Below are 11,610 nucleotides of genomic sequence, written 5' to 3'. Positions count from 1 at the left end.
GGAAGGCTTCGCCTTCCGATCCTGATCCCAACTTCGTCGGTTGTCGCGGGATGGAGCAGCCCGGTAGCTCGTCAGGCTCATAACCTGAAGGTCGTAGGTTCAAATCCTACTCCCGCAACCAACGGCTCGATCAAAGAACAACCCAGCACAATATGAGCACCCGCCCCGGAACCCCGTGGCGGGTTTTTTATTGCCCAAAATCTGTCCACGACTTCCGTCCGAACCAAGCTGGACAGCGGCGCCGCGGCGTCGCTATCCGCCTGCGATGGCAATTGTCGCAACGATCATGAACTCGGCCACCGGCCAGCCCATCCAGAAATTCACCTTCGGCCGCATGCCCAAGCCCTGGGCGTCGTTCACGCTCGAGAGCGGCGAACTGGTCACCGCGGACCGGGTCGAGGTCGGCAAGCCGGCGCCGGGCAAGGTCGTCGTCCCCGTGTCGGTATGGGTTACCCCCAAGCGCTGATCGCCGCTCGCCGCTGGCGAAGTGCGAATGTCGCGGCTTCACCGCAGTGCGTGCGAAATGTCACGGCTTGGCCGTTGACAGGCGCGCCCGCGCACGGCTTTCTCCGCCGCGATGAAGCGCATCCTCCTCGCAGTCGTCGCCCTTGCCGTGATCGCGGCGGGCGTGTGGTTCTTCCTCCTGCGCTCGAGCGGGATCCCGGTCTATGCCGTGACGGTGGCGGCGACGCATCCGCATGATCCCACGGCGTTCACCGAGGGCCTGTTCTTCAAGGACGGCGCGCTCTACGAGAGCACGGGCGAGGCGGGCACCTCGTACATCCGCAAGGTCGATCCGGCGACGGGCAAGGTGCTGCAGCAGGTCGACCTGCCGGCGCCCTATTTCGGCGAGGGCATCGTGCCCTTCGGCGACAAGCTCTACCAGGTCACCTGGCAGGACAAGACCGGCTTCACCTATAATTTCAAGGACTTCGCGCTGGGCGACACGTTCAGCTACACCGGCGAGGGCTGGGGCATGACCCAGAACGGCAAGAACATCATCCTGTCGGACGGCACCCCCGAGCTGCGCTTCCTCGATCCCAAGACGATGCAGACCGTCTCGACGCTCAAGGTGACCGCCAATGGCTGCCCGGTCGAGAAGCTCAACGAGCTCGAATGGATCGACGGCGAGATCTGGGCGAACATCTGGCAGACCAATCTGATCGCGCGGATCGACCCGGCGTCGGGCCAGGTGAAGAGCTTCCTCGACGTGAGCGGCATCGCCCCCAAGACCGACGACCCCGACATCGTGCCCAACGGCATCGCCTATGACGAAGCGGGCAAGCGCACCTTCGTCGTCGGCAAGCGCTGGCCGCAGCTGTTCGAGATCAAGCAGGGTGCCGCGGTGAACGACAATGCCGATGCGGCGAAGCTGACCGCCTGCAGCAAATAACCAACAGCGCGGCGCCGAGTCGGGGCGCGGAAAGTCCCAAAAGCCACGACACTCACGCGCGGGCGCGCGCGCGACGGGCATTTTCGCGGCTTTCCCGGACAGGCGCCGCATCGCGCAACAAGATTGCGCGAGGGCGATCCTATTTTTCCTAGAGCGAAGAATGCTGCGCCGCATGCCGAAGAGGCAAGCAGGCGAAATCCTATATTGCAAGGGCGTTGCCTTCCCCGCCAAGGCCGGGGGGAAACTTTGATCAGCCCGTGACCCAGCCCACCCTGGGATCGTCGAAGTCGACGATATCGGCCAGCTCCCAGACGTTCGCATAGCCATAGCCGACCAGGTTGATGAAGGTCTGGATGTTGAGTGCGAGCGGCGCGGATTTGAGCGGCACCGGAGCGCGGTGGTTCGAGAAATTGTTGTTGCAGTAGATCAGCACCCTGCGCTCGCGGTCCGGGCCGATCGCGGCCGCCAGCGATTCCGCGGTGAAGTCGGTAAGCGGCAGGTTGATCGCGCCGGCGAGATGGCCGCGGGCAAAGGCGTCTTTCGAGCGGGCATCGAGCAGCAGCGTGCCCTTCTCCGCCGCGCTGGCCTGGAACCTGTCGAAGGGGAGCAGCCGCCTGGCGCGGAGCGCACGCACGTCGCGGGTCAGCGCGGCGAAGCCGGCATAATCGATCTGCGGATTGGCGGGCGGATCCTGCGGGGCAGCGAAGGCGAGCGCGGCGGCGAGCAGCAGCATGGCGAGTCTCCCAGGCGGGTTCGGAAGCGCAACGATTGCTACTCGCGGCTGCATCTGCGCTGAACGGGGCAGGGCGGCGGACCGGCAATGTCGGCGCTGGCAAAGTGAAGGGAGTCGCCCAACATTCTTTCACTTTGCCGCCGCTCGCGCGTCGCCGGCTGAAACGGGCGAAGTGCGAGTCGATCGACATGCCCATGACGTAACCACGCAAAATCCTACATTGAAAGCCCCTGACGCAGCACGAAACAAAGTTGCGCCGGTCCGGCGCCGCGCTACACCTCTCTGCAACGAGAGAGGGGATATCGAATGGCCAGCCTGTTCCGGTTGAAGCAGATCGTCGCGGCGGAGGACCGGCCGCCCGAGCATCGGCTCGCGCGCACGCTGTCCTGGCCGCACCTCGTCGCGCTCGGCGTCGGCGCGATCGTCGGCACCGGCATCCTGACGCTGATCGGCGTGGGGGCGGACCGGGCCGGGCCGGCGGTGATCCTGTCCTTCGTCGTCGCCGGGGCGATCTGTGCCTGCGCGGCGCTCGCCTATGCCGAGATGGCGACGATGATCCCGGCCTCGGGCAGTGCCTATACCTATAGCTATGCCTCGCTCGGCGAGATCGTCGCCTGGGTGGTGGGCTGGAGCCTGCTCGCCGAATATACTTTGGTGGTGGCGACCGTGGCGGTGGGCTGGTCGGGCTATGCGACGCCCTTCCTCTCCGGCCTGGGCGTGCCGCCCGAGCTGACCCACGGCCCGCAGATGCTGGGCTGGCACATCGCGCATTGGGGCGTGAACGTGCCGGCGCTGTTCGTCGTCTGGCTGGTCTCGAGCCTGCTCATCCTCGGCACCCGCGAGAGCGCGACGATCAACGCGATCCTGGTGGTGGTGAAGCTGATCGCGCTCGCGGTGTTCGTCGCGGTGGCGCTCCCCTATTTCAACGCGGCCAATTTCGATCCGTTCGCCCCGTTCGGCTTCGCCAAGCACATGACCGAAGGTGGAGTCGAGCGCGGCGTGATGGCCGCCTCGGCGATCATCTTCTTCGCCTTTTACGGCTTCGATGCGATCTCCACCGCGGCGGAGGAGGCGAAGAACCCCGGGCGCGACCTGGCGATCGGCATCGTCGGCTCGATGATCGTCTGCGTCGCGATCTACATGATCGTCGCGGTCGCCGCGGTGGGCGCGCTTTCCTATACCCGCTTTGCCGACAGCCCCGAGCCGCTGGCGCTGATCCTGCGCGAGATCGGCCAGCCCGGCGTCGCCAAGTTCCTGGCGCTGAGCGCGATCATCGCGCTGCCCACGGTGATCCTGGGCTTCCTGTTCGGCCAGAGCCGGATCTTCTTCGTGATGGCGCGCGACGGCATGCTGCCGCAGAGCCTGGCCAAGGTCTCGAAGCGCGGATCGCCGGTGCGGATCACGATCTTCACCGCCTGCGTGGTCAGCCTGTTCGCCGCCTTCCTGCCGATCGACGAGATCGCCGCGCTCGCCAATGCCGGCACGCTGACCGCCTTTGCCGCGGTGGGCCTGTGCCTGCTGGTGATGCGCCGCCGCGCGCCGGAGATGGTGCGCCCGTTCCGCACGCCGCTGCCCTGGGTGGTCGGGCTCGGCGCGATCTTCGGCTGCTTCTACCTGTTCCTCAGCCTGCCGACCAAGACGCAGATCTGGTTCGGCTGCTGGAACCTCTTGGGTCTGGTCGTCTATTTCGCCTATGCACGCCGCAACGCAGCAAAGGGGTAGGCAATGAGTGGCTGGACGATCGGGATCATCGGCGGATCGGGTCTCTACGATGTCGAGGGCATCGAGGATGGCGAGTGGATCTCGACCGAGAGCCCCTGGGGCAAGCCCTCCGACGATTGCTTCGTCGGCCGTGTCGGCCATGTCCGCGTGGTGTTCCTGCCGCGCCACGGCCGCGGCCACCGCGTCTCGCCGTCCGACCTCAACGTCCGCGCCAATATCGATGTGTTGAAGCGCCTGGGCGTGACCGACGTGCTCGCGATCTCCTCGGTAGGCTCGCTCGCCGAGGAGCGCGCGCCGGGCACCTTCACCATCGCCGACCAGTTCATCGACCGGACCAAGGGCCGGCCCTCGAGCTTCTTCGGCGAAGGTATGGTCGCGCATGTCTCGATGGCCGATCCGGTCTGCCCGCGGCTCTCCGCGCTGGCGGCGGAGGCTTCGAAGGCGGCAGGCGCGACGACGCATGTCGGCGGCACCTATCTGGCGATGGAAGGCCCGCAATTCTCGACGCGCGCCGAGAGCCATCTCTATCGCAGCTGGGGCTGCCAGATCATCGGCATGACCGGCATGCCCGAGGCCAAGCTCGCCCGCGAGGCGGAGCTGCCCTATGCGCTGGTCGGCATGGTCACCGATTATGATTGCTGGCGCGAAGGCGAGGAGGCGGTCGACGTCGCCACGGTGATCGCCCAGCTCGGCGCCAATGCCGACAAGGCGCGCAAGCTGGTGATGCACCTGTTGCAGAACCTGCCCGAGGAGCGCCCGGCCTCGCCGATCGACACCTGCCTCGATTTCGCGCTGATCACCGCGGCGAATGCGCGCGACCCGCAGCTGCTGCGCAAGCTCGACGCGGTCGCCGGCCGCGCCCTCTCCAACTAAGGATTTCCCATGTCGATTTTCGCTGCCCTTGCCCTGCTCGCCGCCCAGGATGCGGAGGCGCCCGACCGCTCGCAGGACATGGCCTGGCAGAGCCAGCAGATGCTCGCGCTCGCCAAGCTCAACGGCGCGCAGGGCTGGCACAGCACGCCCGAGGGGCTGCGCTGGCGCCGGATCAAGGGCGACGGCAGCGGCAAGCACCCGACCGTGGCGGACACGGTGACGCTCAACTATGCCGGCAGCTTCATCGACGGCACCGAGTTCGACAGCTCCTATGGCCGCGGCGAGCCCGCGACCTTTCCGCTCGGCATGCTGATCAAGGGCTGGCAGGTCGCCGTGCCGCTGATGGGCGTGGGCGACACGTTCGAGATCGCGGTGCCGGCGGACCTTGGCTACGGCTTCAAGGGCAAGGGCCCGATCCCGGGCGGCGCGACGCTGATGTTCAAGATCGAGCTGCTCGCGATTCCAGCCGCGGGCTGAGCCCGGCGCCTTCGGGGCGGCACGGCCGCCTCGCTATCCGATGGCACAAAAAAGGGGCGGTACCCGAAGGTACCGCCCCAATTTTTTGCGCGTTGCCGATTAGAACTTGAAGTTCGCACCAGCGCGGAACGTGCGGCCGATCAGGCCAGCCGAGTGCCACGAGGTCAGCGTGTTCGCCTGGGCCGTGTAGGCCGTGTTGGCGAACAGCGGAGCACGCGAGTTGGTGACGTTGCCGACAAGGCCGAAGAAGCTGAACTTGTCGTTCACCTTCACCGTCAGATTCACGTCCGTGTAGAGGAAGCTGTGAATCTTGCAGAACTTGTCGGTGCCGCCGGCGGAGTCCTTGTAGACCACCGACTTGCACGAGATGTCGCCATTGACCGAGCTCGCCTGGTCGGCGGCAACCGCCTTCATCGAGCCGACGAAGTAGGTCGTCGCGGTGAGCGAGAACTGGTTGTACGAGAACGTGTTCTGCCAGTTGCCGCGCCAGCGCGGCGTACCGCCACCCGACGACAGATCCTCCGGACCCACCGTACCGGTGTAGCGCTGCACGGCGCCGGTCTTCGGGTGGAGGTCGTACTTCAGCGTCTCCTGCAGGTCGAGGCGGCTCTCCCAACGGAAATCGTCGCTGAACTTGATATGCGCATCAGCGGTGAACTCGAGCCCGGAGATGATCTCATAGGCCGTGTTCACATAGGGAGCGTTGACGACGAGCAGGCGCGGCAGTGCGTTGGGGGCGAAGGGATCGGCCCCGTCGACCACGTTGCACGAATAGCCGGTGCCGACTGCGGCAACCTTGGCGCAGCCCGCAGCCGCTGCAGCCGCAGCGGAAGCGAAGGTCTGGCCGGCGACCGAGTAGTAGGCGTTGATCGCGTCGGACGTCTGCGGGCCGGTCACGATCAGGTTCGACTTCTTCACGTTGAAATAGTCAGCCGTGAAGCTCAGCCAGGGCGTCGGCTCGAAGATCGTGCCCAGCGTGAAGCTGCGCGCCGTCTCCGGCTCGATCGCGGCGTTGCCGACATAACCACGGCCGAGGCTGTAGTTTGCCGAATATGCCGGGTTGGCAGCGTGCGCCGCGGCGAAGGCAGGCTGTGCCGTCGCAGGCGTGTAGCCGACGAAGCCCGAATAGGAGCTGCGCGGATCCGATTCTGCGAAGGTCGGTGCACGGAAGCCTTCCGAGTAGCTGCCGCGGATCGCGAGCTGCTTGATCGGCTGGAACTTCGCCGTCGCCTTGGGCGAGAAGTGGCCGATGCCGGTCGAATAGTGATCGTAACGGCCCGACACGTTGAAATCGAGCGAGTCGAGCACGGGCACGTCGAGCTCGAAATAGCCGGCCCAGACCGACCGGTCACCATAGGCCTGCGCGGTCGAGAGACCGGGCACGTCGAGGTTCGGGTTGGCGCTGTTGTTGGTCAGCTTTTCCTTGCGGTACTGGCCACCGATCGCGAGCTGCACATCGCCACCCGGAAGGGTGAAGAAGCTGTGGCTGAGCGACGCATCGACGGTCAGCTCGCTCGAGTTCGAGAGCGCGGTGATCGGCGGGAGCACGGCGTTGCGGACCGCGGCGGAGTTGAGGCTCGGATTGACGAAGTTGTACGAGCCGGTGTTGATCGCCTTCACCAGCGCGGCGAGGTTGGCGTAGCCGTAGATGGTGTTGTCGAGGTTGTCGCGCGAATAGCCCGCCTCGACATTCCAGTTCCAGCTCTCGGCAACGGTGCCGTGCAGGCCGCCGGTGATGCGGAACACTTCGTTGGTGCGCGTCAGGCCCGAACGGACGTCGCCGAACAGGTAGTAGAGGCGCGCCGCGCCGTTAGCCGGGTCCAGGCGATACGCGTTCGCATAGGGATTGTTCGGGTTGAGCTGGCGATCCGCGGCGGTCGAGCAGTTGACGCCCGACGAGCAGATATAGACCGGCAGCACGATGCCCGGGTTGCTGGTCGCGGTTGCCGGGGCGCCACCGAATGCCTGGACCTGGCGGATCGCGCGCGGCGGCGAGATGATGTCGACACGGTCATGCGCATAGCTGCCCGCGACATAGCCCTCGACATTGTCGCCCAGGCGGAAGCTCACGCGGGCAACCGCGTCATAGCGCTCCTGCAGCGGCGAGACCTGCGCATATTCGCGCGTGAGGTCGTGCGCGCAGGCGGTGCCGACGCGTGCCGAAGTGTTCTCCGAATAGGTGCCGTACTGGCAGTTCGCCAGCGGCGTCAGCGAGGTGAACAGCGCCGGGGTGGTGGCGTTCGAGACCGAGCCCGCGAGCGGGTTGTTGAGATCGGTCTGCGTCACGCGGGTGACCACGGCGTCCGTCGTCGCGGTGCCGAGCGTGTCGTCCGCGCGGTTGTTGTCGACGCCGCCGATCGAGCGCAGATCGAGCGTGTTGAACGGGAAGCCACGCGAGGCGGCGTTGATGCGGCCGTCATACTCGTAGTCGCCGCCGATATAGACGTTGAAGCCCTGGGCGTCATAGTCGCCGAAGCCGGCGAGCAGCTTCGCGCGGTACTTTGCGCCGTCGCCCTTCTCGGTCGCGCCGCCTTCGATGCCGCCTTCGATGCCGGTCATGTGCTTGCGGGTGATGATGTTGACCACGCCGCCGATCGCGTCCGCGCCGTACAGCGACGATGCGCCGTCCTTGAGGACCTGCACCTGCTGGACGTTGACCAGCGGGATGCTGTTGAGATCGACATAGGCGTTGTGGCCGTCGTCGTTCAGCGGGAAGTTGGTCGAGCGCAGGCCGTCGACGAGCACCAGGGTCGACGACACGCCGAGGTTGCGCAGCGAAACCGCGGCGCCGCCGGCCGAGAAGCCGCTGGTGAAGCCGTTGCCGATCGAGCCCGCGCCGTCGGCGGAGGCCGAGCGGATCGCGTCGGTCACGTTCGTGATGCCGGCGCGCTCAAGCGTCTCGGAGGTGATGATCGTCACCGGCAGCGCGGTGTGCGTGTCCGACTGGCGGAAGATCGTGCCGGTGACGACGATGTCGCCGTCGCTGGACTGCGGCGCGGCAGCGGTGTCGGTCGTGGTGGTCGTCGTCGTGTCCTGCGCGAACGCGGGCGCGGCGAAAAGCGAGCCCGCGAGTACGAGCGCGGACAGCGCCGCACTGGTGCGCAGGCGCGTGGTATGACTCTTTTTCATTACTTCCCCTTCTCTCCATGGTCCTGCCGTAGGCACCGGAGGAACCCCCAAACCCTCATTGGCCCAATCCCCTATGGACGGTGCCGATGAAGCTGGGGCGAGGATGCGAGCGCGCCTTATGCCTGTAAAGCAGCGGAGCAGCGCGAACGGATGTTTCCATCGTGTTTCCATCTCGAGTGTCGCCGAAATGCCACACGCGTAATCCGGAAATATTGTTTCAAGGCCGATCGGGCCCATTCGGCGCCACAATCGGGCCGCCTTTGTGCCATCGCCGGCCGCCGCCGGCGTGAAATCCGCAAATTCGGGGCGTTCGGAAACGCCCGATTCGGACACAAAAAAGGGAGGGCGTTGCCGCCCTCCCTCGCTTGTCTCAAGTCCTGCCCGGTTACGCGGCGAGCTTGCGCAGCACGTACTGGAGGATGCCGCCGTTGAGGAAATATTCCAGCTCGTTGACGGTATCGATCCGGCAACGGGTGAGGAAGGTTTCCTTGGTGCCGTCCTCGCGGGTGAGCTCGACTTCGACGTCCTGGCGCGGGCGGAGACCCGCGACGTTCTTGATCGTGAAGATGTCGCTGCCCTTGAGCTTCAGCGTCTCGCGCGTCACGCCCTCGGCGAACTGGAGCGGCAGGATGCCCATGCCGACCAGGTTCGAGCGGTGGATGCGCTCGAAGCTCTCGGTGATGACGGCGCGAACGCCGAGCAGGTTGGTGCCCTTGGCCGCCCAGTCACGCGACGAGCCGGTGCCATATTCCTTGCCGGCGACGATGACGAGCGGGGTGCCGTCCTTCTTGTGGCGCACGGCCGCGTCGTAGATCGGCATGACCTGGCCGCCATAGCGCGTCATGCCGCCTTCGATGCCGGGGACCATCTCGTTCTTGATGCGGATGTTGGCGAAGGTGCCGCGCACCATGACTTCGTCGTTGCCGCGGCGCGCGCCGTAGCTGTTGAAGTCCTTCTTCGAGACCTGGTGCTCCTGCAGGAAGGTGCCTGCGGGGCTGTCCGCCTTGATCGAGCCGGCCGGGGAAATGTGGTCGGTGGTGATCGAATCGCCGAGGATGGCGAGGGGCTTGGCCTCGATGATGTCGGTGACCGGGGCGGGGGTCATCGTCATGCCGGCGAAATAGGGCGGGTTGTGGATATAGGTCGAGCCGGCGGGCCAGCTATAGGTGTCCGAGCCGACGACCTCGATCTTCCGCCAGTGGTCGTCGCCGGCGTAGACGTTGGCGTAGCGCGAGCGGAACATCCTATCGTCGATATTTGCGGCGATCAGGCCGGCGACCTCTTCGTTGCTCGGCCAGATGTCCTTGAGGAACACCGGACCATCGGTGCCCTCGCCGATCGGCGTCTCGTACATGTCCTCGGTCACCGTGCCCTTGAGCGCGTAGGCCACCACCAGCGGCGGCGAGGCGAGGAAGTTGGCGCGGACGTCGGGCGAGACGCGGCCCTCGAAGTTGCGGTTGCCCGAGAGGACCGAGGCGGCGACGATGTCGTTGCCGTTGATCGCGTCCGAGATCGGCTGGGCGAGCGGGCCCGAATTGCCGATGCAGGTCGTGCAGCCATAGCCGACCAGGTTGAAGCCGATCGCGTCGAGATCCTCGGACAGTCCGGTCTTGTTGAGATAGTCGGTGACCACCTGCGAGCCCGGGGCGAGCGAGGTCTTGACCCAGGGCTTGCGGGTCAGGCCCTTCTCGCGCGCCTTGCGGGCCACCAGGCCGGCGGCGATCAGCACGGACGGGTTGGACGTATTGGTGCACGAGGTGATCGCGGCGATCACCACGTCGCCGTCGCCGATGTCGTGGTCCTTGCCCTCGACGGCCACGCGCACGGCGTGGTCCTTCTTGTAGACCTTGGTCAGGTCGCCGTTGAACACTTCGTCGACGCTGTCGAGGCTGACGCGGTCCTGCGGGCGCTTCGGGCCGGCGAGCGACGGGCGCACCGAGCTCATGTCGAGCTCCAGCGTGTCCGTGAAGATCGGCTCGGGGCCATTGACGTCGTGCCACATGCCCTGCGCCTTGGCATAGGCCTCGACCAGCGCGACCGTCTCGTCCGGACGACCGGTGAGGCGCATGTAATCGAGCGTCTTGTCGTCGATCGGGAAGAAGCCGCAGGTCGCGCCGTACTCGGGCGCCATGTTGGCGATCGTCGCGCGGTCCGCCAGCGTCATCGCGTGCAGGCCGGGACCGTAGAACTCGACGAAGCGGCCGACCACGCCCTTGGCGCGCAGCATCTGGGTGACGGTGAGCACCAGGTCGGTGGCGGTGATGCCCTCGCCGAGCTTGCCGGTCAGCTTGAAGCCGACGACTTCGGGGATCAGCATCGACACCGGCTGGCCGAGCATCGCGGCCTCGGCCTCGATGCCGCCGACGCCCCAGCCGAGCACGCCGAGGCCGTTGACCATCGTGGTGTGGCTGTCGGTGCCGACCAGCGTGTCCGGATAGGCGATCGTCGCGCCGTCGCCGGTGACCGACGACCAGATCGACTGCGAGATGTACTCGAGGTTGACCTGGTGGCAGATGCCGGTGCCCGGGGGCACGACCGAGAAGTTGTTCAGCGCCTTGGAGCCCCACTTGAGGAACTCGTAGCGCTCGGCGTTGCGCTCATACTCGAGCGCGACGTTATCCTCGAACGCCTTGGGCGTGCCGAACTCGTCGACCATCACCGAGTGATCGATGACGAGGTGGACGGGGACCTGCGGATTGATCTTGGCGGGATCGCCGCCGAGCTTGGTGATCGCATCGCGCATCGCGGCGAGGTCGACCACGCAGGGCACGCCGGTGAAGTCCTGCATCAGCACGCGGGCCGGGCGATACTGGATCTCGCGGTTCGAGCGCGCGTCCTTCTGCCAGTCGACGATCGCCTGGGCATCGTCCTTGGTGACGGTGACGCCGTCCTCGAAGCGCAGCATGTTCTCGAGCAGCACCTTCATCGAGAAGGGCAGGCGGCTGATGTCGCCGAGCTTCTTCGCCGCCTTGGGCAGCGAGAAGAAGTCGTAGGTGGCGGTGCCGACGCTGAGCGTGTCACGCGTGCCGAGGGTGTCGTTGCCGATGGCGGTCATGGGGCGCGGGTTCCTTCCCTGTCTGTCCGGTCCCGGGCGCTCGGGGGACGCAGCCTATCATAGGCCGCGCGGGCGCACCGGAGTGCTGCGAATGCGAAGATTCGCGTGCGCCTTAGCGCGGGATGGGAGGGAGGGGAAGGGGAGGGGTGGCCGATCCGGCGAAAGCCGATGCCTGCCCCTTCGATGCAAGGCGCGCGCCACCGCCTTGCCGTTCGTCGTCCGCTGTCG

8 protein-coding genes and 1 tRNA gene are annotated in these 11,610 nt (G+C 66.3%); 6 read left to right on the top strand and 3 right to left on the bottom strand.

Annotation, left to right across the window (positions count from 1 at the left end; all coding sequences use genetic code 11):
• Window positions 1-44 precede the first annotated feature (44 nt).
• From ABLE38_RS21175 to ABLE38_RS21165, 3 genes are all read left to right on the top strand, one after another.
• A tRNA-Met gene (locus ABLE38_RS21175) sits at window positions 45-121 on the top strand.
• A gap of 144 nt (window positions 122-265) precedes the next feature.
• Window positions 266-466 carry a hypothetical protein gene (locus ABLE38_RS21170; protein WP_348976240.1) on the top strand — a complete coding sequence of 67 codons (201 nt, stop codon included), beginning with the start codon at window positions 266-268 and terminating at the stop codon, window positions 464-466.
• Between the two features lie 111 nt (window positions 467-577).
• On the top strand, window positions 578-1,393 hold the full coding sequence (locus ABLE38_RS21165; protein WP_348976239.1) for a glutaminyl-peptide cyclotransferase: 816 nt from the start codon (window positions 578-580) through the stop codon (window positions 1,391-1,393).
• A 250-nt stretch (window positions 1,394-1,643) separates the two neighbouring features.
• Here the strand turns inward: ABLE38_RS21165 and ABLE38_RS21160 are convergent, their stop codons facing one another.
• Entirely contained in the window at window positions 1,644-2,126 is a 483-nt protein-coding gene (locus tag ABLE38_RS21160) for a rhodanese-like domain-containing protein (protein WP_348976238.1), read from the bottom strand.
• A 306-nt stretch (window positions 2,127-2,432) separates the two neighbouring features.
• On the opposite strand from ABLE38_RS21160, the gene ABLE38_RS21155 reads away from it, so the two are divergent.
• From ABLE38_RS21155 to ABLE38_RS21145, 3 genes are read left to right on the top strand one after another with little or no spacing between them, the layout of a single operon-like run.
• Window positions 2,433-3,848, top strand: coding sequence for an amino acid permease (locus ABLE38_RS21155; protein ID WP_348976237.1), 1,416 nt, complete (start codon window positions 2,433-2,435; stop codon window positions 3,846-3,848).
• Window positions 3,849-3,851: 3 nt separating this feature from the next.
• Window positions 3,852-4,721, top strand: a complete 870-nt coding sequence (mtnP, locus tag ABLE38_RS21150; protein ID WP_348976236.1) for an S-methyl-5'-thioadenosine phosphorylase — start codon at window positions 3,852-3,854, stop codon at window positions 4,719-4,721.
• A gap of 9 nt (window positions 4,722-4,730) precedes the next feature.
• Entirely contained in the window at window positions 4,731-5,198 is a 468-nt protein-coding gene (locus tag ABLE38_RS21145; RefSeq protein WP_348976235.1) for an FKBP-type peptidyl-prolyl cis-trans isomerase, read from the top strand.
• A 99-nt stretch (window positions 5,199-5,297) separates the two neighbouring features.
• Here ABLE38_RS21145 and ABLE38_RS21140 read toward each other — a convergent pair whose 3' ends face one another.
• Window positions 5,298-8,327 carry a TonB-dependent receptor gene (locus ABLE38_RS21140; RefSeq protein ID WP_348976234.1) on the bottom strand — a complete coding sequence of 1,010 codons (3,030 nt, stop codon included), beginning with the start codon at window positions 8,325-8,327 and terminating at the stop codon, window positions 5,298-5,300.
• A 385-nt stretch (window positions 8,328-8,712) separates the two neighbouring features.
• The gene (gene acnA, locus ABLE38_RS21135) at window positions 8,713-11,382 is read right to left on the bottom strand and encodes an aconitate hydratase AcnA (protein ID WP_348976233.1); all 2,670 of its coding nucleotides are present in this window, start codon (window positions 11,380-11,382) and stop codon (window positions 8,713-8,715) included.
• Window positions 11,383-11,610: the final 228 nt, after the last annotated feature.

This window comes from Sphingomonas sp. KR3-1 (genome assembly GCF_040049295.1).
GTDB lineage: Bacteria > Pseudomonadota > Alphaproteobacteria > Sphingomonadales > Sphingomonadaceae > Sphingomonas.
The sequence above is the reverse complement of the archived record's forward strand: the minus strand, read 5'-3'. Positions and strand labels throughout refer to the sequence as shown.

Coding starts and splice junctions, on each gene's coding strand:
- ABLE38_RS21170 (WP_348976240.1), top strand. CDS start 266: ATGGCAATTGTCGCAACGATCATGAACTCGGCCACCGGCCAGCCCATC.
- ABLE38_RS21165 (WP_348976239.1), top strand. CDS start 578: ATGAAGCGCATCCTCCTCGCAGTCGTCGCCCTTGCCGTGATCGCGGCG.
- ABLE38_RS21160 (WP_348976238.1), bottom strand. CDS start 2,126: ATGCTGCTGCTCGCCGCCGCGCTCGCCTTCGCTGCCCCGCAGGATCCG.
- ABLE38_RS21155 (WP_348976237.1), top strand. CDS start 2,433: ATGGCCAGCCTGTTCCGGTTGAAGCAGATCGTCGCGGCGGAGGACCGG.
- mtnP (WP_348976236.1), top strand. CDS start 3,852: ATGAGTGGCTGGACGATCGGGATCATCGGCGGATCGGGTCTCTACGAT.
- ABLE38_RS21145 (WP_348976235.1), top strand. CDS start 4,731: ATGTCGATTTTCGCTGCCCTTGCCCTGCTCGCCGCCCAGGATGCGGAG.
- ABLE38_RS21140 (WP_348976234.1), bottom strand. CDS start 8,327: ATGAAAAAGAGTCATACCACGCGCCTGCGCACCAGTGCGGCGCTGTCC.
- acnA (WP_348976233.1), bottom strand. CDS start 11,382: ATGACCGCCATCGGCAACGACACCCTCGGCACGCGTGACACGCTCAGC.